25 protein-coding genes are annotated in these 21,794 nt (G+C 73.5%); 11 read left to right on the top strand and 14 right to left on the bottom strand.

Features of this window, described 5'->3' with window-relative positions:
* Positions 1-3 precede the first annotated feature (3 nt).
* Positions 4-966 (top strand): haloalkane dehalogenase, encoded by a 963-nt coding sequence (locus N538_RS0102475; RefSeq protein ID WP_036569229.1) that lies wholly within the window; start codon positions 4-6, stop codon positions 964-966.
* A 10-nt stretch (positions 967-976) separates the two neighbouring features.
* A complete protein-coding gene (locus N538_RS27125) occupies positions 977-1,534 on the top strand; it encodes a plastocyanin/azurin family copper-binding protein (protein ID WP_051548645.1) in 558 nt (185 codons plus the stop codon).
* Here the strand turns inward: N538_RS27125 and N538_RS0102465 are convergent.
* The 4 genes from N538_RS0102465 to N538_RS23515 all read right to left on the bottom strand — a co-directional run bounded on the left by N538_RS0102465 (position 1,521) and on the right by N538_RS23515 (position 5,149).
* The gene (locus N538_RS0102465; protein WP_028635969.1) at positions 1,521-2,183 is read right to left on the bottom strand and encodes a Type 1 glutamine amidotransferase-like domain-containing protein; all 663 of its coding nucleotides are present in this window, start codon (positions 2,181-2,183) and stop codon (positions 1,521-1,523) included. The two genes, N538_RS27125 and N538_RS0102465, sit on opposite strands and share 14 nt — an antisense overlap.
* Before the next feature lie 101 nt (positions 2,184-2,284).
* A complete protein-coding gene (locus N538_RS0102460; RefSeq protein WP_028635968.1) occupies positions 2,285-2,836 on the bottom strand; it encodes an AAA family ATPase in 552 nt (183 codons plus the stop codon).
* Positions 2,837-2,856: 20 nt separating this feature from the next.
* Positions 2,857-4,020: an HNH endonuclease signature motif containing protein gene (locus tag N538_RS27120; protein WP_197025216.1), complete on the bottom strand. Its 1,164-nt coding sequence runs from the start codon at positions 4,018-4,020 to the stop codon at positions 2,857-2,859.
* A gap of 229 nt (positions 4,021-4,249) precedes the next feature.
* On the bottom strand, positions 4,250-5,149 hold the full coding sequence (locus N538_RS23515; RefSeq protein ID WP_231496117.1) for a LysR family transcriptional regulator: 900 nt from the start codon (positions 5,147-5,149) through the stop codon (positions 4,250-4,252).
* A 79-nt stretch (positions 5,150-5,228) separates the two neighbouring features.
* Between N538_RS23515 and N538_RS23510 the strand changes: the two genes are divergently transcribed.
* Positions 5,229-6,119 carry a DMT family transporter gene (locus N538_RS23510; RefSeq protein WP_036569225.1) on the top strand — a complete coding sequence of 297 codons (891 nt, stop codon included), beginning with the start codon at positions 5,229-5,231 and terminating at the stop codon, positions 6,117-6,119.
* 12 nt (positions 6,120-6,131) lie between these two features.
* Positions 6,132-7,124 (top strand): threonine aldolase family protein, encoded by a 993-nt coding sequence (locus N538_RS0102440; protein ID WP_028635967.1) that lies wholly within the window; start codon positions 6,132-6,134, stop codon positions 7,122-7,124.
* Here N538_RS0102440 and N538_RS0102435 read toward each other — a convergent pair.
* Positions 7,121-7,849: an NADase-type glycan-binding domain-containing protein gene (locus N538_RS0102435; protein ID WP_028635966.1), complete on the bottom strand. Its 729-nt coding sequence runs from the start codon at positions 7,847-7,849 to the stop codon at positions 7,121-7,123. The genes N538_RS0102440 and N538_RS0102435 overlap by 4 nt on opposite strands.
* 415 nt (positions 7,850-8,264) lie before the next feature.
* Here N538_RS0102435 and N538_RS23505 point away from each other — a divergent pair, with 415 nt between their 5' ends.
* Positions 8,265-8,666, top strand: a complete 402-nt coding sequence (locus N538_RS23505) for a DUF7144 family membrane protein (protein WP_036569223.1) — start codon at positions 8,265-8,267, stop codon at positions 8,664-8,666.
* A 6-nt stretch (positions 8,667-8,672) separates the two neighbouring features.
* Here N538_RS23505 and N538_RS0102425 read toward each other — a convergent pair whose 3' ends face one another.
* Genes N538_RS0102425 through pknB form a run of 4 tightly spaced genes read right to left on the bottom strand, consistent with a single transcriptional unit; the run spans position 8,673 to position 13,518 of the window.
* The gene (locus N538_RS0102425; RefSeq protein ID WP_028635965.1) at positions 8,673-9,731 is read right to left on the bottom strand and encodes a DNA glycosylase AlkZ-like family protein; all 1,059 of its coding nucleotides are present in this window, start codon (positions 9,729-9,731) and stop codon (positions 8,673-8,675) included.
* 13 nt (positions 9,732-9,744) lie between these two features.
* Positions 9,745-10,632, bottom strand: coding sequence for a DMT family transporter (locus tag N538_RS0102420; protein ID WP_028635964.1), 888 nt, complete (start codon positions 10,630-10,632; stop codon positions 9,745-9,747).
* Positions 10,629-11,480 carry a deoxyribonuclease IV gene (locus tag N538_RS0102415; protein WP_028635963.1) on the bottom strand — a complete coding sequence of 284 codons (852 nt, stop codon included), beginning with the start codon at positions 11,478-11,480 and terminating at the stop codon, positions 10,629-10,631. Before N538_RS0102415 ends, N538_RS0102420 begins: the two co-directional genes overlap by 4 nt.
* A 31-nt stretch (positions 11,481-11,511) precedes the next feature.
* Positions 11,512-13,518, bottom strand: coding sequence for a Stk1 family PASTA domain-containing Ser/Thr kinase (gene pknB, locus N538_RS0102410; RefSeq protein WP_051548642.1), 2,007 nt, complete (start codon positions 13,516-13,518; stop codon positions 11,512-11,514).
* Between the two features lie 120 nt (positions 13,519-13,638).
* Here pknB and N538_RS0102405 point away from each other — a divergent pair, with 120 nt between their 5' ends.
* A complete protein-coding gene (locus N538_RS0102405; protein WP_028635961.1) occupies positions 13,639-14,007 on the top strand; it encodes an Rv2175c family DNA-binding protein in 369 nt (122 codons plus the stop codon).
* Positions 14,008-14,020: 13 nt separating this feature from the next.
* On the opposite strand, the gene N538_RS0102400 is transcribed toward N538_RS0102405, so the two are convergent.
* On the bottom strand, positions 14,021-15,106 hold the full coding sequence (locus N538_RS0102400) for a polyprenyl synthetase family protein (protein WP_028635960.1): 1,086 nt from the start codon (positions 15,104-15,106) through the stop codon (positions 14,021-14,023).
* Between the two features lie 64 nt (positions 15,107-15,170).
* On the opposite strand from N538_RS0102400, the gene metF reads away from it, so the two are divergent.
* Positions 15,171-16,061 carry a methylenetetrahydrofolate reductase [NAD(P)H] gene (gene metF, locus N538_RS0102395; RefSeq protein WP_028635959.1) on the top strand — a complete coding sequence of 297 codons (891 nt, stop codon included), beginning with the start codon at positions 15,171-15,173 and terminating at the stop codon, positions 16,059-16,061.
* 7 nt (positions 16,062-16,068) lie between these two features.
* Here the strand turns inward: metF and N538_RS0102390 are convergent, their stop codons facing one another.
* The 4 genes from N538_RS0102390 to N538_RS0102375 are packed head-to-tail and all read right to left on the bottom strand — an operon-like array spanning position 16,069 to position 19,283.
* Positions 16,069-17,334 (bottom strand): phytoene desaturase family protein, encoded by a 1,266-nt coding sequence (locus N538_RS0102390; RefSeq protein ID WP_028635958.1) that lies wholly within the window; start codon positions 17,332-17,334, stop codon positions 16,069-16,071.
* 11 nt (positions 17,335-17,345) lie between these two features.
* The gene (locus tag N538_RS27115) at positions 17,346-18,467 is read right to left on the bottom strand and encodes a hypothetical protein (protein WP_051548640.1); all 1,122 of its coding nucleotides are present in this window, start codon (positions 18,465-18,467) and stop codon (positions 17,346-17,348) included.
* Entirely contained in the window at positions 18,454-18,810 is a 357-nt protein-coding gene (locus tag N538_RS0102380; protein WP_028635957.1) for an ArsC/Spx/MgsR family protein, read from the bottom strand. Before N538_RS0102380 ends, N538_RS27115 begins: the two co-directional genes overlap by 14 nt.
* Entirely contained in the window at positions 18,810-19,283 is a 474-nt protein-coding gene (locus tag N538_RS0102375) for a YbaK/EbsC family protein (protein ID WP_028635956.1), read from the bottom strand. The genes N538_RS0102380 and N538_RS0102375 overlap by 1 nt, the downstream gene beginning before the upstream one ends.
* Before the next feature lie 61 nt (positions 19,284-19,344).
* On the opposite strand from N538_RS0102375, the gene N538_RS0102370 reads away from it, so the two are divergent.
* The 4 genes from N538_RS0102370 (at position 19,345) to N538_RS0102355 (ending at position 21,697) form a co-directional block, all read left to right on the top strand.
* Positions 19,345-19,785: a hypothetical protein gene (locus N538_RS0102370; protein ID WP_028635955.1), complete on the top strand. Its 441-nt coding sequence runs from the start codon at positions 19,345-19,347 to the stop codon at positions 19,783-19,785.
* A gap of 160 nt (positions 19,786-19,945) precedes the next feature.
* Positions 19,946-20,377 carry an SAV_6107 family HEPN domain-containing protein gene (locus N538_RS0102365; protein WP_028635954.1) on the top strand — a complete coding sequence of 144 codons (432 nt, stop codon included), beginning with the start codon at positions 19,946-19,948 and terminating at the stop codon, positions 20,375-20,377.
* An 18-nt stretch (positions 20,378-20,395) separates the two neighbouring features.
* A complete protein-coding gene (locus N538_RS0102360) occupies positions 20,396-21,115 on the top strand; it encodes a methyltransferase (protein WP_028635953.1) in 720 nt (239 codons plus the stop codon).
* Between the two features lie 135 nt (positions 21,116-21,250).
* A complete protein-coding gene (locus N538_RS0102355; protein ID WP_028635952.1) occupies positions 21,251-21,697 on the top strand; it encodes a DUF3040 domain-containing protein in 447 nt (148 codons plus the stop codon).
* Positions 21,698-21,794: the final 97 nt, after the last annotated feature.

Below are 21,794 nucleotides of genomic sequence, written 5' to 3'. Positions count from 1 at the left end.
GGCGTGACCGAGGTGCTGCGCACTCCCGACGAGTGCTTCGCGGACCTGCCCGGCCACCCGTTCGAGCCGCACTACGCCGAGGTCGTGGCCGACGGCCTCGGCCCCGTGCGGATGCACCACCTCGACGAGGGTCCGGCGGACGGCCCGGTCGCGCTGCTGCTGCACGGCCAGCCGACCTGGTCCTACCTGTACCGGTCGCTGGTGCCGGTCCTGGTCGCGCGGGGCATCCGGGTCGTGGCCCCGGACAACATCGGCTTCGGCCGCTCCGACAAGCCGGCGCGCCCCACGGACTACACCTTCGCCCGGCACATCGAGTGGATGCGGAGCCTGGTCACCACCCTCGACCTGCGCGACGTCACGCTGGTCGCGCAGGACTGGGGCGGGCCGATCGGCTTCAGTGTGCTGGCCGCGGAACCCGACCGGTTCTCGGCTGTCGTCGCCGCGAACACGATCCTGCACACGGCCGACCCCGCGCTCGCCGGCCGGCTCGACTGGGCCGTGCACGGATCCGGTGAGAGCCGGGTCGTGCTCGAGCAGGCGCTGGTCGACTACCTCCTCCACACCCAGCGGGCGCCGCAGCTGCGGGCCAGTGACTTCGTCGGCGCCGCGACCGCCCGGCCGCTGGCGGCCGAGGTGCTGGCGGCGTACGACGCGCCGTACCCCTCGGAGGACCTCACGGCCGGGCTGCGCCAGATGACCGCGCTGCTCCCGCTGACCCGCAACGACGTGGGCGCGCGGATCGGCCGCCGGACGATGCGCGCACTCGAGGAGTTCGAGCGGCCGTTCCTGACCTGCTACTCCGACGGCGACCCGGCCACGCGGGGCTGGGACCGGATCTTCCAGGAATGTGTCCCCGGCGCGCGCGGCCAGGACCACGTGACGCTCGCCGGGGCCGGGCACTTCCTCCAGGAGGACGCGGGGGAGGAGCTGGCGCTGATCGTCGCCGCTCTCATGAAGCGGGTCTAGCGTCCCGGCCATGATCACTCGCGTAGTTGCCGGCCTGCTGCTGGCGGCCGGGCTCAGCGTCGTACCCGCTGCCTCCACGTCGGCCGGCGGGCCCACCGTGTCGGTGGCGGACATGCAGTTCACCCCGGCCACCCTCAAGACCGGGCTCGGCGCCACGGTCACGTGGAGCTTCCCGGACTCGATCGCTCACACCACGACCTCCACGCAGGGCTTCTGGAACAGCGGCCAGAAGTCCGGCGGGGCGTCCTACCAGCGGACCTTCGGCTCGGCGGGCACGTATCCGTACCACTGCACGATCCACCCGGAGATGCGCGGCTCGATCCGGGTCCCGGTGTCCCGCTCCGGCTCGACCTCGTCCGGCTGGACCCTGCGCTGGGCGACCGGCTCCGGCGCGACGTACGACGTCCAGGTCCGCAAGGGACACCGCACCTGGAAGGCGCTGAAGAACGACACCTCCGCCACCTCGGCGTCGTTCCATCGGGTCGGCACCTGGTCGGTGCGCGCGCGGACCCAGATCGGCTCCTCGACCTCCGGCTGGTCCCCGGCGGTGAAGGTCAGGTCGAGCTGAGCAGCTGCCACGTCCCCTCGGAGACCACGTCGACCTGGCCGTCGACGACCCGGATCGCGGTCTGGTCGTCCATCGCGTACGCCGGCCCGCCGATGTCGCCTGCCCACCGCTCGGCCGCGGCCAGGGTGTTGTCCGGGAAGACGTCGAGGTGCGGGAAGATCGAGAAGTCGACGATCCCCAGCGTGCGGTCGGTCTCGCTGTGGGTCCAGCTGACGAAGTCCGCGCCGATCCGCGGCGTCATCACCATGCTGCCGGCGCTCACGCCGACCCAGACGGTGTCCTCGAGCGTCGGGAGCAGGTCGGCCAGCCCGGACTCCCGCATCCAGTGGCACAGGTAGGTCGCATCGCCGCCGTCCACGAGCAGGACGTCGGCGTCCCGGACCCACGGGACCCAGCGCTCCGCGCCGATCGTGGGCAGCGCCGTGAGCTCCAGGACGCCCACGGACCTCCAGCCCATGCTGGTCAGGCCCCAAGGCGGCTCGCCCGTGACGAATCCGCGCACCGATGCCGGACCGCACATCTGGTGGCCCCACTGGGCGGTGGGGATGCAGAGTGCCGTGGACTCGGCGATCGGCTTGCCCAGCATCTCGACCAGCGCGTCCCGGATGCTCGGGTTCGCGACACCCCCGGACGTCAGCAGCAGCTTCACGTGGCCTCCTGGTGCGGTTGCGATGGATGGGTACGGCGTACGGACCGGCGGCCGGCGCCGGAATCATCGTCTCGTCCGGTGTCGTCCTCGTCCCGCACCGCTCAGGCGAGGGACTCGACCAGGTCCCGGTAGGTCCGGTCTTCCGCACCCTCGACGCTCCTGACGATCTTCGCCCGGGATCGCCGTGCCGCCAGCTCCTCGAGCGCCCTGTGGCACTGCACCAGGCGCTGGTCCCCGCCCTCCCCGGCCACGATCTGCCGCACCTGGTCGTGCCACGGGTCCGGGTCGCCACCGGCTCCGCGGCGGTGGAACCGCGCGATCGTCGAGTCGGCGGAGTCCATGAGGAACCGCTCGACGAAGTCGGCGCCGGCGTCGGTGGCTGCCTTCTCGAAGCGCGCGAGCTCGGCCGGGTCGACCAGCATCTGGGGCATCACGACGTCCCGGCCCTCGGCGAGGTACGCGTGGATCATCGCCAGCGCTGCGGGCCGGATGGCGGCCCCGGCACCGGCGAAGTCGTCCTGCCAGCCACCGACCAGCGTCCGCAACACGTCGATGTCGCAGTTCAGCACGCCCGGGTGATCGGCGCCGTAGCGCCGGGCCATGGTCGACTTGCCCACTCCCGGTGGACCGTTGAGGTGGATCAGTCGGCTCACCGACCGAGGCTAGCGCCGGCTCACGTCCGTCGGTGGTAGCGGGCGTGGTGGCGGGGGCAGAGCAGTCTGCCGTGCTCGACGTCGGTGGGTCCGCCGCGGCTCCACGGGATGTCGTGATGGACGTGACACATCGCCGGTGGCCAATCGCAGCCCGGTTCGGTGCAGCCCTTGTCGCGGATCCCGATCGCGATGCGCTGGGCCTTGGTGTGGAAGCGGCGGGTGCGGCCGAGGTCGAGCACCTCAGAGTTGCCGCCGAGCACGGCCGGGATGATCCCCGCCTCGCAGGCCAGCCGGCGGGCCGTCGATGCGGTGATCCTCTCTCCGGTGTCCAGGAGTGCGGCCTGCTCGAGGCGGCCTTCGAGGGCCTCGAGGGTCATGGTGACCACGATGGTGGCGGAGACTCCGCCGGTCTGGGGGAGCTGGTGGGCGGGGTAGCGCTCGAGGAGCTCGCAGAACGCCCGCCCCAGGCGTTCCCGGCCGGGCCGGGGCACGGCACCGGCGGCGGGGCCGTCGGTGGCGGTGCGGTGCTTGGGGGCGGCGATTGCGAGCAGCATCTTCTTCAGCGCGGCGCCGTGGAGGGACGGGACGGTGAACCGGCCGTGGCACTTGCCGTGGCCGTCGTCGACCATCGTGAACGTGGTGGCCAGTAGCGCGTCGGCCTCTTCGCGTTCGAGCTGCCGCGCTTCGTAGGCGTCGGCCAGGTCGGGGGCGACCACGTCCATCAGTCGCTTGCCCAGGATCCGCAGGGTGGGGGCGGTGTGTTCGCGTCCGGCGGCGACCAGGTGCCGCTCGGCCTTGGCCACCAAGGCCGGGTGGAGGTCGCCGGGGAGCTGGTCGAGGGCGGTGACGATCACCCGGGCCTGCTCGAGCACCAGGTCACCGGCCGCGAGCGCGTCCCGGACATGGCCGCGGGTGACCAGGGCCTGGCCGAGCTTCACCTGGCCGAGCACCGCGGGCTTGGTCTGCCGGGTCCGGTGCGCCCACGCGTCCACGGCTTCGTCGTCGGCGTGCTCGGCGACCCGGGCCTCCAGCTCGGCGACCTTCGCCTTGAGCTTGCTGATCTCCACGAGCGTCGCGGTGGTCTCCGCGGGCTCCATGGACCACACCGAGGCGTCCGCGACCGCATCGATCTCGGTGTGGGCGTGGGCGACGGCCACCGAGACTCGGTGCCTGGGTGTGGCCATCGCTGTCATGGTGCTACTCAAGCATCGAGCACCGACACTGAGAGGCCCAGAACCCCTTGTTCCACAGGGATCTGGGTGACGAACAGGTCACGATTCCGAGCCGCTTTCCACAGGCCCGGTGGCACGGCGGACCCGCAAGTCGGCAACCGGCGACGACCACCCACCGACCGTTCCCGTAGCTGCCCTTTCGGTCGCCACCACTGGCGACCGGAAAGCTGCCGACACGTCCTCAACCACCAGCGCTGGCGGCCCGGAGCGCGTCGACGACGGCCGCGACGGTCGGGGTGGTGCCGCGGCGGGTCTGGACGTAGACGTGCCGCTCGACACTTCCGTGGGCGAGCTCGCGCACCACCACACCGGGGGCGTCCTGGGGGTGGATGAGCTCGGGGAGCAGGGCCGCGGAGCCGGTGGCCCGCGCCAGCTCGAGCAGGATCACGAAGTCGTCCGAGGTGTGCCGGATGCGCGGCTCGAAGCCGCCGAGCTGGCGACAGACCCGCAGGTGCATCTGGTGGTGTCCCGTCCCGGGCTGGCACGCGGCCCACGGTGTGTCGGCCAGGTCGCGGAGCACCACCTCGGCACCCGACGCCGCGGGGTGGTCCTCGGGGAGCACGAGGTTGATCTGCTCGCGCAGCAGGGTGATGAGGTTGAGGTCGTCGTAGACGGGGCGAGGTTGCTCGGCGTACTCGTCGCCGATGAGGAGGTCGAGGTGCTGGAGGCGCAAGGCAGGGACCGACTGCTCGACCTCGGCCTCGGTGACCTCGACGGTGATGTCGGGGTGCGTGACGGCCAGGGCCCGTACGGCGGGCGCCACGATGCGGAGCACGGCGGACTGGAACCCGGCCACGCGGACCACACCGGCCAGCCGTCCGGCGGTGACCTCGGCCACCGCCGCCTCCGCCGCCTCGGCCTCGGCCAGGAGCACGTCGGCGCGCGCCGCGAGGAGCTCGCCGACCGGGGTGAGCCGGACGTTGCGACCGACCTTCTCGAGCACCGCAGCCCCGACCTCGCGCTCGAGGACGGCGAGCTGACGGGACACCGCGCTCGTGGAGTACCCGAGTGCTGTCGCGGTGGCGTGGATCGTCCCGAGCTCCCGGAGCTCTCGGAGCAGGTGCAGGCGGCGCAGGTCCATCACCGTCCCGATCATAGGGACGATACCGTTCGAAAGATTGCGCTGGACGCACAAGTTTCGGAGGCCGGACGATGGTGGCGTGGGTCCCGTCTTCTGCCTCTTGTCCGCCGTCGGCTTCGGCCTGATGGCCGTGTTCGCGAAGCTGGCGTACGCCGACGGGGCGTCGGTCGACGGGCTCCTCGTCGTCCGGTTCGGGCTGGCGGGCCTGGTCCTGCTCGTCATCGGGGCGGCGACGGGTGCGCTGCGCCGGCTCGAGAGGCGCACGGTCCTGACCGGCCTCGCGATGGGCGGGCTCGGCTACGCGCTGCAGGCCGGCCTGTACCTCGCCGCCGTGTCCCGCGTCGACGCGTCCCAGGTCGCCCTGGTGTTCTGCGTCTACCCGGTGCTCGTGATGGTCGCGGCGATCGCGATCGGTCGGGAGAGGTCCTCGGCCCGGCGCCTGGCGGCACTTGTCCTGGCGCTCGCCGGGATCGTGCTCGTGCTCGGTGGCGCCGCCGGGGGTGGGTTCGACCCGGTCGGGGCCGCACTGTCGTTCGGCTCCGCCCTGGTCTACTGCGTCTACATCCTGGTCGGGGACCGGGTCGTCACCGACATCCCGCCCCTGCCGCTGGCCGCGTTCATCTGCGTCGGTGCCTTCATCAGCTGCCTCGCGGCGAGCCTGCTCGTCGGCGGTGGACCCGACCTCGATCTCGGCCGGGCGGCCTGGGGCTGGCTGAGCGCGCTGGCCCTGGTCAGCACCGTCGGCGCGATCCTGCTGTTCTTCGCGGGCATGGCGCGGGTGGGCCCGACGCCGGCCGCGCTGCTCTCCATCATCGAGCCGGTCGTCACGGTCGGCGCCGCCGCCATCGTCTTCGGGGAGGCCCTGGCCGCAGGACAGGCGTTCGGTGGGCTGCTCGTCCTGTCCGCGGTCGCCGTCGTCCAGTGGCCCGTGCGGCAGCAGGGGCTCGAGCTGGAGCCCGCGTCGGCCTGACAGGATGGCTCCGTGATCGACCTCCGCTCCGACACCCTGACCCGGCCCACCGACGAGATGCGCGCGGCGATGGCGCGCGCCGAGGTCGGCGACGACGTGTACGGCGAGGACCCGACGGTCGCCGCGCTGGAGGAGAGGGTCGCGGGGATGTTCGGGCACGAGGCGGCGCTGTTCACGCCGACCGGATCGATGGCGAACGTCCTCGCCGTACGGTCCGTGGTGAACGCCGGCCAGGAGGTGCTCTGCGAGGCGAGCGCGCACATCGCGCGCGCGGAGCTGGGTGCGCACGGCGCGTACACGGGCCTGACCATGCGCACCTGGATCCACCCGCGTGGCCAGGTCGACCTCCCGACGATCCAGACGATCTTCGCGCCGGACATGGGGCCGTTCTTCGTGCCTACCGCGGCGATCTCGGTCGAGAACACCCACAACTTCGCGGGCGGCGCGGTGCTGCCGCTGGCGGACCTCCGCGACCTGCGCGAGTACGCCACCGGTGTCGGGGTCCGGGTGCACATGGACGGCGCCCGGATCTGGAACGCGCACGTCGCGACCGGCACGCCGTTCGAGGAGTACGGCGCGGTCGCCGACGTCATGAGCGTCTGCCTCTCGAAGGGACTCGGCGCCCCGGTCGGCTCGCTGATGATCGGCAGCCGCGACGCGATCGCCGAGGCGCGGGTGTGGCGCAAGCGGATGGGCGGCGGCATGCGCCAGGTCGGCATCCTCGCCGCGGCCGGGCTGCACGCACTGGACCACCACGTCGCGCGGCTGGCCGACGACCACGCACACGCGAAGCTCCTCGCCGAAGCCTGTGGCGTGGACCCGGCGACGGTCGACACCAACATCGTGGTCGTGCACCGGTCCGACGCCGCGGACTTCGTGGCGAGGGCCCGGGACGAGGGTGTCGTGATCTCCACGGTCGGCCCCACCGCCGTGCGCCTGGTCACGCACCTCGACGTGACCCGCGAGGACGCCGAGAAGGCCGCAGCGGTCCTGGGGGCGCTCTAGCCCGCCACGAACGACAGGTCGCTGATCGCGGTGTAGTCGCGGGCCGCCCGACCCGTCCCCGGCGGCGAGACCGTGACCAGCCGCAGGACGACGGTCGTGGTGGTGACGTCGACGTCGAGCCACTGCACGGCCCGGGTGTCCGAGAGGTCCTGCTGCTCCGTCGTGCCGTCGTCGAAGACCCACTCGACGCTGAGCACGCGGCGGTTGCCGTGGTACCAGTCGAGCTCGTTGCCCTGCGCGTCCCGTGCGGTCTTCGCGTACCCGTTGATCAACCCGACCCGGCGCAGGCGTGTCTCCTGCGGCAGCGTCACGGTGATCTCCTCGCCGGTGCCGTCGCCGGGCATCCGCCAGCAGGTCTCGGGCACGCCGTCGAGCATGTTGTCGCCGTCGTACGTCGTGGGCCTGCCGGTGACGTCCTGGTTCGGCGGTGCCGTGGCCGGGACGGAGACCGTCGACCCCGTGGCCAGGTCGGCGCCGGACGGCGTGGCCGAGGAGGAGTGTCCGTGCCCGGTGCTCCCGGGGGTCGCGGCCGGCGGGGGGTCGTCGTCACCGGACAGCGCGGCGATCCCGGCCAGCACGCCGACCGCCAGCACCAGCGCGGCCGCGGCGACCGCGGCGGGCCAGACCGGGCGGCGACGGCGCCGGGGAGGTGAGGGCGGCGGAGCGTCGTACGTCGGCTCCGACTCGTCGGCGAACAACGGGTACCGCGGAGCCGGCTGCGGCACCTGACCCGCCTGCGGGGGCGGGGGAGTCGAGGGCGGGGGCGGGGGCGCGCCGACCGGGCGGCCGCAGCTCGTGCAGAACCGGCCGCCCCCGAGCTCGTGGCCACAGCTCACACAGGTGCCCATCGACCCTCCTCCCAGCCTTCCGGCCCGCGGGTCAGAGTAGTGCGCCCGTGCTGCTGCCCAGGAGGGTGCCCGTGGCATCGTCCACCGCTGCGCTGCGGGCGAGGACGCCGAGCACCCTCCGGGAGCTCGATGGCCGGCACCGGGCGTGGGACGAGAGCAGTGGGGTCGACCGAGGCACAGGCTAGGGCCGCGGGACGGCCGTCCACCGGCATTTGGGTGGTACTAGGACCAAAGGGCAGTTTCGCCCGGTACGGGTGAACCGCGCCGTCCGGGGGCGGCGGAGAGTGCGGGCATGGTCGACAACACAACGCCCCGCGAGCGTGCCTGGGCCGAAGGCACCGGCATCTTCGCCGGCACGATCCTCGCGACGCTCGGCGTCTTCCAGTTCCTGGAGGGCCTGTCCGCCGCCGCCAAGGACGACGTCTTCGTGCGGACGCAGAACTACCTGTTCGACGTCGACGTCAACGCGTGGGGCTGGGTCCACATGCTCATCGGCGCTGCCGCCGTCGTCATCGGTGTCTGCGTGCTGCTCGGCCAGTACTGGGCGATGGTCGCCGGCATCTGCGTCGCGGTCCTCTCGGCGCTCGCCAACTTCGCGTTCCTGCCGTTCTACCCGTTCTGGACCCTCGCGATCATCGCCTTCGACCTCGCGGTCATCTGGGCCATGACGGTGATGATGGGCCAGCGCCGCTAGCCCGGCTCAGGGAAGCACCGGCTCGAGACCGAGCCAGGCGGCCAGGTCGTCGACCTCGGCCAGCACCGCGTCGCGCGCGGTGTCGTCGAGGGGCTCGTCCTCGTGCAGCGCGTGCACGATCAGCTCGCCCTCGGCCCGGTCGGCGGTGGCGTCGACCTTGCCGACGAACCGGTCGCCGTACAGGACGGGGAGGGCGTAGTAGCCCCAGCGCCGCTTCTCGACCGGCTTGTACATCTCGAGCTGGTACTCGAAGCCGAACAGGTCCGCCAGCCGCTTGCGGTCGAACACCAGCCGGTCGAACGGCGACAGCAGTGCCGCCCGGGCCGTCAGCTGCGCGTCGAGCAGGGACGGCTCGACCCGCCAGGTCCCGCGCACGCCGTCCACCTTCGCCGGCTCGCCCGCGTCGCCGCGGCGGACGATGCCGAGCGCCTGCAGCTCACGCTCCGCCCGGATCCGCCGGGCCTCCTCGAGGTCCGGCACCCGGTCGTCGGGGTAGACCCGCTCGGCCAGGTCCCACAACGGCTCGCGGCCCTGCCGGCCGACCGTCACGACCTCGCCCCTCTCGACCATCAGGTTCAGCAGCCGTGGCAGGTTGCGGTTGTCGTTCCAGCCGCTGGAGCGCCAGGGCACCTCGCAGGTGTCGGGCAGCGCGCTGGTCGGCAGCGGCCCGTCGGTGCGCAGCAGCTCGAGGACCTCGCGCCGGCAGCCGTCGTTCGCCTCGACCCACCCGGCCCGCCAGACCTCCCAGTCCTTCAGCTCACCGGTGCCCGGCCACACCGCCATCTCGGCGCGGAACAGCGCGAGGTCCTCGACCGGCCGGACGAAGCCCTGGTGCTCGACCAGCACCTGCTCGTCGAGCGCGGCGCGCAGGTCGGCCGGGTCGTACGTCGAGCCGAGCCGGCTCCACAGCACCAGGTCGGCGCTCGGCGCGACGGCGTTCGTCGGCTCGGCCTGAAGCGCGGTCAGGTGCCGGACGACCTCGAGGAGGTCGCTCGGCCGACGTGCGTCGAGCAGCTGCGCACGCACGGCGACCCGGCGGGCGTCGTCGCGGGTCAGCTCGTGCACCGGACGAGCGTAGTCAGACGGCGATGTGGGGGACCTCGGCCTCGACCTTGCGGCGCGGCCCGAGCTCCACGATCAGCATCGCGGTCAGCACCAGCACGCCGCCGGTGACCATCCGCACCGTGAACGACTCCCCGCCGAAGAGCACTGCGAAGAAGGCCGCGAACACCGGCTCCATGCTCATCACGATCGCGGTGCGGGTCGCCGACAGGTGCGCCTGCGCCCAGGTCTGGCCGAGAAGCGCGAGCGCCGCCGGGAACACCGCCATGTAGACCACCGACAGCCAGTCGCGGCCGTTGTCGGGCAGCACGATGCCGTGCGGAGCGCTGGCGACCAGGCAGATCACCGCGACCACGACAACCTGGAGGATCGACATCCCGAGCGCGTCCCGGGCGTTCGACCAGGCGCCAAGCCCGACGATGTGCAGCGCGTAGAGCATCGCCGCCACGAAGGTCAGCGCCTCGCCGTACCCGACCGAGAGCCCGTCGAGGGTCAGCACCGCCAGCCCCACGAACGCGAGCAGCACCGCCGCCCAGGTCAGCCCGGTGATCCGGTTGTGCAGCAGCACGGCCGCGAACAGCGGCGTGGCCACGACGTACATGCCGGTGATGAAGCCGGACACGCTCGCCGGGGTGTGCGCGAGGCCGAGGGTCTGGAGGATCTGCGCGACGCCGTACAGGCCGCCGAGCACCACGGCCTGGCGGCGCGCCTGCGGCGAGAGCCGGAGGACGGCCTTCGGCGCGACCACGAGCAGCAGCACGCCGGCGATCGAGAACCGCACCGCGAGGAAGTCGACAGCGGGGATCCGGTCCAGCAGGTCGTGGATGAGGAAGAAGGTCGATCCCCAGCACGCGGTGATGCCCAGCAGGGTGAGCGTGGCGAGCAGCGAGGTACGGCGGCTCATCCGCGCAGCCGCTTCAGCAGCGGGATGTCGCGGGTGTCGGCGTCCCGCGAGTCGGGGGTCTCGAGGATGAACGGCACCCCCTCGGTCGCGGGGTGCGCGAACAGCTCGACGAACGCCGCCTCGCCGATGTGCCCCTCGCCGATCCGCTGGTGCCGGTCCCGGAACGCGCCGCGCACGTCCATGGAGTCGTTGGCGTGGACCAGGCGGAGCCGCCCGGGGCCGCCGATCTCGACGACCCGGTCGACGGTGGCGGTGGTGCCGCCGGGCTCGTCGAGCGGCGCCCCGGCTGCGAATACGTGGCAGGTGTCGAGGCAGATCCCGGCCTTGGGGTGGAAGTCGAGGGCCGCCAGGTACGCCTCGAGGTCGTCGACGCCAGCGCACAGCGACCGCCCTTGGCCGGCGGTCGGCTCCAGCAGCAGCCACGGCGCGGCGTCGTCCGCGATCGCGTCGAGGATCGGCAGCAGCCCTTCGCGGACCTGCCTCATCGCGCGGGTGTCGTCCACGTCCCCGACGTACGACCCGGTGTGCACGACGACGCCCTCGGCGCCGATCTCGGCGGCCCGCCTGAGGTTGTGCGCGACCGACGCCACCGAGCGCTCGTACGTCGCCGGCGTCGGGCTGCCGAGGTTCACCAGGTACGGCGAGTGGATGAAGGTGCGCGTGCGCCGCTCGGCCATCAGGTCGCGGAACCGCGCGTCCTCCGCCGGCTTCCCGTCGCTCAGCGCCCAGCCGCGTGGGTTGCCGACGAAGACCTGGAAGGTCTCGCAGCCCACGAGGTCGGCGTTCGCGACGGCTCCGTCGACCAGCCCCTTGCCGACCAGCACATGGGTTCCGATCGGGTTGCGCACCGCGTCAACCTATCGAGCACGGCGCGGACGGTCAGATCAGGGTGAGCGTGATCGTCGAGCCCTTCGGCACCCGCGCGCCGCCCTCGGGGTCCTGGGACCAGACGAAGCCGAGGCCGAGCGAGCCGGACGCCTCCCGGGTCACGACGTGGAAGCCGAGGCCCTCGAGGGTCTGGGTCGCCGCGTCGACGCCCTGGCCGCGCACGGACGGCACGTCGACCAGCTCCGGGCCCTTCGAGACCACGAGGCGCACCGTGTCGCCGCGGTGCAGCGTGGTGCCTCCGGTCGGGTCCATCGAGATGACGTCGCCGTCGTCCACGGTGTCGGAGTACTCCGAGCTGGTCACCTTGCCGTCCAGGCCCCTGCTGTCGAGCCACGCCAGCGCGTCGTCGGAGTCCTTGCCGACCCAGTCCTTGAGCGTGACCGGCTTCGGCCCCTTGCTCACGACCAGGTCGACGGCGGTGTCCGGGCGCAGCGTCGTACCCGCGCCGGGCTTGCTGGTGATGACCTGGCCCTCGGGTACGGTCCCAGACCAGCGCCCCGTCGAGGTTCCGTACGCCAGGTGCGTGCCGGCGAGCGCGTCCTGCGCCTCGTCCTCGGTCATCCCCTTGAGCTTCGGTACGTCGTAGCGCTCCTTGCCCAGCGAGAGCGTGAGCGTGACGGTGCCGCCGTCGAGCACCTTCGCGCCCGGGTCCGGGTCGGTCGCGACGACGTGCCCCGCGGGGACCGTCTCGGAGTACGCCGGGTCGCCGGTCCCGGCGGTGAGCCCGGCGTCCTCGAGCTCGTGCTCGGCGGCCGCCTTCGTCATGCCGAGCACCCCGGGGGTCGAGGTGTAGCGCCCGTCGAGGAACCACCACGCGCCGACGCCGAGGCCCGCGACGAGGAGGACGGTCAGGACCGTCGCGAGCAGGCCGCGGCGACGCCGTCGAGGCCCCGAGGTCCGGCCCGGCGGCGGAGGTGGCGGGGGAGACGTGCGCAGCTGCGTGGTCCGCTCCTCGGCGAGGTCCGACGGCGCCATCAGCGTGGCCATCTCGCGGGAGTCGAAGGGGTCGGCCGCGGTGTCCTCGTGGCTCGCGGTCATCAGGAGGGGCGTGAGGTCCGCGGTCAGGTCCGGGTCCTCGGCCACGCCCTCGGCGAGTGCGTGCGTGACCCGGTGGACCTGGTGCAGCAGCACGCCCGCGTCGGCGGGCCGCAGGCTGCGGTCGCGTGCGGTGGCGCGGGCGACGAGCGCGTCGACGTACGCCGGGATGCCGGGCTCGAGGCTCGAGGGCGGGGGGACATCCTCGTGCACGTGCTTGTAGGCGACCTGGATCGGGGTCTCGCCGTCGTGCGGCTTGACCCCGGTGAGCAGCTCGAACAGCACGATGCCCGCGGCGTACACGTCCGCGCGCGCGTCGGCGCGGCCGTCGACGACGAGCTCGGGCGCGAGGTAGGAGACGGTCCCGATCAGCACGCCGCCGGTCGCGGTGTGCTGGGTCTCGGCGCTGACCGCGCGGGCCAGGCCGAAGTCGGCGACCTTGACGCGGCTCGCCCCGGAGTCGGACTCGGAGGCGATCAGGACGTTCTCGGGCTTCACGTCGCGGTGGATCAGCCCCGCCCGGTGCGCGGCGGCGAGGGCCGAGAGGACCGGCTCCAGCAGCGCCAGCGCCCGAGCCGGCGACATCGGCGCCTCCTTGCGGATGACGTCACGCAGCGTGATGCCGTCGATCAGCTCCATCGCCAGGAACACGGTTCCGTGGTCGTCGCCCTGGTCGTAGACCGCGACCACGTTCGGGTGCGAGAGGCGGGCGGCGGCGCGCGCCTCGCGCACGAACCGGGCCGCGAACTCCTCGTCGTCGCCGAGCCCGGGGTGCATCACCTTGACCGCGACGGTGCGGTCGAGCCGCATGTCGGTGGCCTCGTAGACACTGGCCATCCCGCCGCGAGCGATCCGCGGCCCGATCCGGTAGCGACCGTCGAGCACCCGGCCGGTCATGGGGTCGACGGGGGCGTCGGCAGCGCCCTTCTGGGCGTGCCGCTCCGAGCGCCGGTCAGGCGTCACAGCGACCCTCCTGTGGCCGGATGGGGAAGGATCCGGTGCCCCAATCGTACGGACGCGGAGGCGTGGCGCCGTGCTCAGCCCTCCCCGGCGTGGCGCGGCCGACGGTGCAAGACTGATCCCATGAACGACCCGAGCCTCGCCGACGCCGATCTCGCCGCCCTCGTGCCCGAGTGGATCGACTGGGCCGCGGCCGCTGAGCAGCTGGGCGTCACCGTCGCGAAGGTCCGCACCATGATCCGCGAGCACGAGCTGGCCGCCGCGGTGCCCGCGCCCGGCGCCGGCCAGCAGGTGCCGGCCGACTTCTTCCAGGACGGACTCCCCGTGAAGGGCCTGCGGGGGCTGCTGACGATCCTGCACGACGCCGGCTTCGACGACCGCGAGTGCATCGCGTGGATCTTCACCGACGACGACCTCCCGGGCCGCCCGATCGACGCGCTCCGCGAGAACCGCGGCTCGGAGGTCAAGCGCCGCGCCCAGGCGATGCTCTAGCCAGGTGCTCCGGTCAGACGACCCGTTGGGTCGCTGACGACGCCAGACCGCGCAGCACGCCGCGGGCGCGTTCGTCGAGGTCGGCCCGGCCGAGCGCGGCGACCGCATGGCCGGCGAGCTCCTCGATGACGGCCTCGACCTGCGCGTGCGCGCCGGAGGCGTCGATGATCGCGCGCAGCTCGGCCACCTGCTCCTCGGAGAGGTCGGTGCCGAGGGCGGCATCGAGCTTCGCGGCGTCAGCGGGGCCGGCGGCATCGAGGGCGAGCGCCACGAGCACGGTGCGCTTGCCCTCGATCAGGTCGTCCCCGGCCGGCTTGCCGGTGGCGGACGGGTCGCCGAAGACACCGAGCAGGTCGTCGCGGAGCTGGAACGCCTCGCCGAGCGGGAGGCCGAACCGGGACAGCTCCGCCATCGTGGTGGGCGACGCGCCGGCGAGCGCGGCGCCGATGTGCAGCGGCCGCTCGATGGAGTACTTCGCGGACTTGTAGCGCAGCACCGTCATCGCCGCCTCCACGTCGGCGCGGCCGCGTGCCTGCACCGAGACGTCGAGGAACTGGCCGGCGATCACCTCGGCGCGGCACGTGTCGAAGACCTCGAGCGCCGGCGCCACCTGGGCGAACGGGAGCCCGCAGCGACGCAGCAGCTCGTCGGACCAGCTGAGCAGCAGGTCGCCGAGCAGGATCGCCGCGGCGGCGCCGTACTGCCCGGGGTCGCCGCGCCACCCCGCCCCGCGGTGCTCCGCCTCGAACTGCCGGTGCGTGGCCGGCCGGCCCCGCCGGGTGTCGGAGGCGTCCATGAAGTCGTCATGCACCAGCGCGCTCGCGTGCAGGAGCTCAAGCGAGGCGCAGGCGCGGACCAGGGCGTCCTCGTCGGCCACGTCCGGCGCGACGGCGCGGTGGCCCCAGTAGCAGAACGCGGCGCGGAACCGCTTGCCCCCGGCGACGGAGGTGTGCGCCTCACGGACCAGGCGGTCGGCGTCGGGGCCGAGCGGCGCGAGGGTGGTGGCCCGCTCGTCGATGAACGCGTCGAGCGCGGACTGGACCCGGTCGCGGAACCCGGCGCTGTCCCAAGCGGTGTCGCAGCCGTCCTCGCCCGTCACGGCGTCGAGACTAGCCAGTGGACGGCGTCGGGCCCGACGCGGCCCCGTCCCTAGACTGTTGCGCATGGTGCACGGGCAGACTCGGCGGATCGGTGACCTGGTCCGGGACGGCGAGCGGTCGTTCTCGTTCGAGTTCTTCCCGCCGCGTGACGCCGCCGGCGAGGAGCAGCTCTGGCAGGCGATCCGCGACCTCGAGCCGTACGCCCCCACCTTCGTCTCCGTGACGTACGGCGCCGGCGGCTCCACCCGGGACACCACGGTGCGGGTGACGGGCCGGATCGCCGCCGAGACGTCGCTGACCGCGATGGCCCACCTGACCTGCGTCGGCCACACCCGGGCCGAGCTCGAGGGCATCCTCGACGCGTACGCCGCGGCCGGCATCGGCAACGTGATGGTGCTCCGTGGCGACCCGGAGGAGGGCCCGCGCGCGCCGTGGACCCCGACCGAGGGCGGCTTCACCTACGCACGGGAGCTGGTCGAGCTGGTCCGCGAGCGCGGTGAGTTCAGCATCGGCGTCGCGGCGTTCCCGGAGGGGCACCCGTCGGCGGAGTCGCTCGACCACGACGCGGACGTGCTCGTGGCCAAGGCGCGCGCGGGTGCCGAGTTCGCGGTCACCCAGATGTTCTTCCGGGCGGAGGACTACTTCGGGCTGGTCGACCGGGTGCGGGCACGTGGCGTCGACCTGCCGATCCTGCCGGGGATCATGCCGATCCTGAACCTGGCCAACATCCGCCGCCAGGGCGAGCTGATCGGCACCGAGGTGCCGGCCCCGGTGGTCGCCCGGATCACCGCCCACGACGGCGACCCGGCGTCCATGCGCGCCGCGGGCATCGAGCTCGCCGCCGAGCTCTGCGACGAGCTGCTGGCGGGTGGCGCGCCCGGCCTGCACTTCTACACGTTGAACCGGTCCAAGGCGACGCGCGAGATCTTCGCCGCGCTGAACATGTCGGTCTGATCGCCGGTCAGGCAGGGCCGATCTCCGCCGCCACGAGCGCCGCGGACAGCCCGACGAAGGGGATGCCGGCCCCGGGGGTGGCGTGCGCCCCGGCGGCGTACACGCCGGCGACCGGCGTGCGCGGCCCGAGCCGCCGGCGGACGGTCCCGCGGCCCTGCCAGCGCACGCCCATCGGCGAGCTGCCCCAGAGCTCGACCTGGTCGCGCGGACTGCGGTCCACCCGGGCCGCGACCTGGGCGCGCACGTCGATCCGGTGCCTCGCCAGCGCGCGCAGGATGTCCTCGGAGAGCCGGCCGCGTCCGTGCACGGTGAGCGCGTCGCCGCTCCGGCGGACGACCAGCATCGGGTCGCCGTGCAGGACGAGCTCGTGGGGGAGGTCGGGCGCCTCACCGGACAGCCCGACGTGCACGACGACCGGCGGGATGGCGGGCATCGTGCGCTCGACGTACGGCGCGAGCGTCGGCAGGCCTCGCGGGTCGATCGCGCACACGACGGCGTCCGCGTCGAGGTCGCCGGTGGCCGTGCGCACCGCGGTCACCCGGCCCTCGCGGATCACGAGGTCACGCGCCTCGGTGCCCGTCACCGTGGTCACGCCACGGGTCGCGAGCCGGTCAGCCAGCGCGGCACCGAGCCGGTGCATGCCCCCCTCGACGGTCCATGCGCCGAAGCGCTGCTCGACGTACGCCGTGACGCCCAGCCAGGCCGGCACGTTGCGCAGCTCGTGCCCCTCGGCGACGAACGGGTGGCCGGCGACCAGCCGCAGGCGCTCGTCCTTGAACGCCTTCTTCAGGCGCTTGTGCAGCATCTCCCGGCCGTCGAGGAGCCGCGAAGGGGCGGCCGGGTCCCACGGGTTCTCCAGGTAGGTGCGGCGCAGCACGTCCCAGTCGTCGGCGTACGACTCCACGTAGTCCACCCAGCGCCGGCCCAGGCCGGCGCCGAGCTCCTCGAACGCCGCGAGCTGGGCCGCGCGCCCGGTGGCGACGCGGACCGACGAGCCGTCCTCGAAGCGGTGCTCGCGGACCAGGTCCAGCGGGACCAGCTCGAGCTCGCGCTCGACCGGGCGGCCGGACTTGCGGAACAGGTCGCGCACCACGGCGGGCAGCAGGGTGTACGTCGGACCGGCGTCCCAGCTGAAGCCGTCCTCGGTGACCTCGGAGAGCGCGCCGCCGACGGTCGGTGCGCGCTCGACGACGGTCACGGCGTGACCGAGCTTGGCGAGCCGCACCGCGGCGGCGAGGCCGCCGAAGCCCCCACCGACCACCACGACCCGCATGGGCCGTGACTCTAGGGCTTGAGGTCGGGAGCGGCCTCGAGGTGCCCGGCCGACACCGCGAGCCGGTCGCCGGGTCGGAGCAGCCGGTCGGTGCTGCTGCGCCGCTCGGCGTCCATGTCCGGAAGGAAGCCCTCGACGTCCGGCACCGTGACGCCGGCGTCGATACCCATGAGCAGGTTGGCCTGGAGCAGCTGGAAGAAGTCGGGGTCGACGCCGGTCAGGAGCGTGCACCCGGCCGACATCCGGGGGTTGAGCTCGGTGGGCCGGAAGCCGTCGGCGGTGAGCACGCCGTCGACGCCGAACGCGCCGCGGAACCCGTGCTCGGCGCGCAGGTGCTCGCCCACCCGGCGGGCGACGTCCCGCAGGTGCTCCCGGTCGGCGGGTGGCGGGTCCCAGCCTGAGCCGACGCCGGCGTACTCGAACGTCCGCGCGGCGCGGTCGCGCAGCACCGCGATCTCCACGGGGCGCAGCACGGCGGTGCCGTCGGGCAGCACGAAGCCGTGGATCGAGCACGGCACCCCGTCGAGGAACCGCATCACCCGGACGCGCTCGCACCGCGGCGCGAAGAACGCCCGGGCGCGGACCCGGTCGTCGCGGTCGAGCACCCAGCGCACGTAGTCGCCGCCGCCGGTGAAGCCGTCGCCCGACCACACCGCGCCCAGGGGACCGGCGACCTCCCGGGTGGCCTCCGCGAGCGCGTCCTCCTGCAGCGGCACGATCCGGTACGGCGCGGCGTCGACCCCGGCGGCGGCCCAGATCGCGTCAGCGCGCAGCTTGTCCTCGAGGGCCAGGAACGCGCGCGGCCGGCCGCCCGTCACCGGGCGGCCGAGGACCGGCTCGTCGCTGGTGACGAACGGCGAGGTGCGGAACACCCCGCGCCGGTCGGGGTCGAAGCGCTCCACCGCCGCGACCGTCTCGGGCGGCAGGTCGCGCAGCAGCCGGTCGTGCAGCCGGGCGCCGTCCGTGGCCAGCAGGGTCGCGGGTGCCGGCAGGTCGAGCGCCAGCGTCGGGCAGCCGAGGCGGCCCAGGCGCTCGACCCAGGGCGCCCAGGCGGCCACCGGTCCGGGGCCGAGGACGACCGGGCGGCCGGCGTACAGCTCGGCCAGTCGATCGCGGAGCTCAGCCCTCCGCATCGAGCACCCGCCGCAGCGAGTCCTCGTCGCGTCCCACGACGGTGGTGCCGTCGGCAGCGGTGATGATCGGCCGCTGGATCGCCCGCGGGTGTGCGGCCAGCGCGGCCAGCCAGTCGTCGCGGTGGGCGGCGTCCTTCGGCAGGTCGATGCCCTCCTGGCGGGCCTCCTTGTCCCGGGCCACGTCCCAGGGCTGGAGCCCCAGCCGGGCCACGACCTCGCCGAGCTCGGCGGCGGTCGGCGGGTCGTCGAGGTAACGGCGCACGGTGTACTCGACCCCGGCGGCGTCGAGCTCCGAGACCGCGGTGCGGCACTTCGAGCAGCCCGGGTTGAGCCAGATCTCCATCACTCGACCTCGATCTCGGTCGCGCCCGTCATCGCGGCGAGCTCGTCGAAGGTCGTCGAGAACACCGCGGAGGGGTGGCCGGCGGCGGCCCAGACCGCGGGATAGCGGCGCAGCCAGGAGTCGAGGTACGTCGGGACCGGCGCCGGGTGGGCGATGGGGGAGACACCGCCGATCACCTGGCCGGTGTGCGCGCGCACGAACTCCGGGGTCGCGCGGCTGAGCCTCCCCACCCCGATGAACGCCGCGACCTTGCCGGTGTCGACGCGGTGCGCGCCGGAGGTCAGGACCAGGACCGGTCCGCCGTCCGCGTCGAACAGCAGGCTGTTCGCGATCGCGCCGACCTCGCAGCCGAGCGCCTCCGCGGCCAGGGCCGCGGTGTGCACGGAGTCGGGCAGGACCACGATCTCCCCGGCGCCACCGCGGGCGGAGTGGTCCTCGCGGAAGCGGCTGATCGAGGGGTGCTCGGTCGTCATACAGCGAGACCCTAGGGTGTCCAGCGGACAGCGACACCCGAGGGACCAGTGAGGAGAGCGGATGACCCCGCAGCGCCCGGCCGTGGTGACCGGTGCGACCTGGCTCGCCGCCGCCGCCGTGGCGATGACCGGCCTCACCGCACTGATGACCATCGTGTTCAAGGACGAGCTGGTGCGGGCGTGGGCCGCCGACCGCTCCGACGCCGGAGCGGTCGAGCCGCCGGCGTTCGTGCCGGTGGCGATCACGATGTTCGTCGTGGTCGCGCTGCTCGCCGTGGTGCTGATCTCGTTCTTCCGCGGCGGGCACAACTGGGCCCGGATCCTGCTCAGCGCCCTGGTGGTGATGATCGGCATCGCGACGTTCGCGATCCTGCGCACCAACCCGCCGGCGCTGTTCCTCGTCGTCGCGATCGTCTCGCTCCTCGTCGACGTCGCGGCCGTCGTCGGGCTGTGGCACAAGGACACCCGCGTCTTCTGCGGCACCGGGGACCGCGCCGCCTGACCGGCCTTGACGCCCTGTCCGGGGGCGGGTGTAGCGTGAGGGTCCTGTTCGAACATGCGTTCGAACAGACCCGGCGGGGGCGACCTCGACCCCCGCCCCCGCCGGGGTCGCACGACGCAGGCCCAGGGGTCGCGGTCCCGGGGTCGAGGAGAGGTCAGCGATGAACCCGTACGCCCTGCCCGCCACCACCCACTCCTACCTCGCCCGTGCCGCCGAGTCGCTCAGTGAGGCGATCGCCGCGACCGAGGTCCCGACCCGCTACGCCTGTGCGCACGTCGCCGCGCTCCGGGCGGCGGCGGCGCTGCTCGCGGCCCGCGCCCAGCCCACGCCGGCCCGGCGGCGCCGCCAGAAGAACGCGTGGGTGCTGCTCGCCGAGGTCGCGCCCGAGCTCACCGAGTGGGCGCAGTTCTTCGCCGGGGGAGCGGCGAAGCGGGCGGCCGCGGAGGCCGGCTCGACCCGCGCGGTCAGCGAGCGGGAGGCCGACGACCTGGTCCGCGACGCGGACCGGTTCCTCGCCGTCGTCGAGCGGTCGCTCGGCCTGGTCCCGCACGCGACCGGGCCCGCGCGGTCGGTGGCGATGCGGGCCGGCTGAGCCCTCTAGGGTGGGGCCATGCCCGACAGCGTCAAGCCCAGCGAGCGCCGCAGCTCCGCCCGGACCTCGCTGGTCTGGACGGCGCTCGAGCAGGTGCTGGCCGGTGCCGGCGACGTGCTCGACATCGGCGGGGGCACGGGCGGGTTCGCGGTCCGGGTCGCCGAGCTCGGCCACCGGGTCACCGTGGTCGACCCGAGCCCGGACGCACTCGCCGCCCTCGACCGCCGGGCGCGTGAGCTCGGTGTGGCCGTCACCGGCGAGCAGGGTGACCTGTCCACGCTGCTCGACGTCAGCGGCCCCGCGAGCGCCGACGTGGTGCTCTGCCACGGGGTGCTCGAGGTGGTCGACGACCCGGCTGCCGCACTGACGACGCTGCGCCAGGTGCTGCGGCCGGGCGGCACGTTGAGCCTGCTGGTCGCCCAGCGGTACGCCTCGGTCGTGGCGCGCGCGATGGCCGGCCACTTCGCCCAGGCGCTCGCGATGCTCGACGATCCCGCCGCCGGAAGCGGCCGCGCCGGGCACCGCTTCACCGAGGAGGAGGTCCGCGCCCTGCTGGTCGGTGCCGGCTTCGAGATCGGGACCGTGCACGGCGTACGCGTGTTCGCCGACCTGGTGCCGGGGTCACTGCTCGACCTGGAGCCAGGGGCGACGGCCGCCCTCGTGGAGCTGGAGCGGGCGGTCGCAGAACGGACGGAGTTCCGGCCGCTGGCGACGCAGCTGCACGTGCTTGCGCGCTGAGCCCTCGTTTCGGGTCCGTGAGAACGGGAACGGTTGAATCACGAATTTACGATCCCGCCTACCGAGTTGCCCGGCCGCTGCCTAGACTTGCCACAACCGGACCCGGACCGGCGCTGACATGGCAGGGGAGGCACAGTGCCACTCTCGGAAGAGGAGCTCCGACTGCTCGAGCAGATGGAACGTGCCCTCGTCGAGGAGGACCCCAAGCTCGCCTCGACGCTGCGCGGCACCGCGTTCCGTCGCTCCGCCCGTCGCCGCGCGATCGTCGCGGGTGTCGGCTTCGTGGTCGGCGTGGTCGTGCTGATGACCGGTGCGGTCGCCCAGATCACCCCCGTCGGCATCGTCGGGTTCGTGATCATGCTCGTCTCGGCCACCGTGGCGCTCACCGCGATGCGCGGCCAGCAGGGCCACGGCCACGACCCGCGGTCCGCCCACCCCAGCCACGGGTTCACCGTCATCGAGGGCGGCAAGACCGGCAAGACCGGCAAGGCCAGGCGGCTGCGCCGCAGCCACTCCGGCCACTCCTTCATGGAGCGGGTCGAGGAGCGGTGGCGTCGCCGCCGCGAGGACGGCGGGTTCTAGCGTCCTCGCCCCGAGCTTGCTCGGGGTGAAAGACAGACGCAAAGGTCGAGGAGCCGTCCGAGCGAGGAACGAGCTCGGATCCGGCGTATCGAGACCG

It is taken from the genome of Nocardioides sp. URHA0032, assembly GCF_000620645.1.
Classification (GTDB): Bacteria; Actinomycetota; Actinomycetes; order Propionibacteriales; family Nocardioidaceae; genus Nocardioides.
The sequence above is the reverse complement of the archived record's forward strand: the minus strand, read 5'-3'. Positions and strand labels throughout refer to the sequence as shown.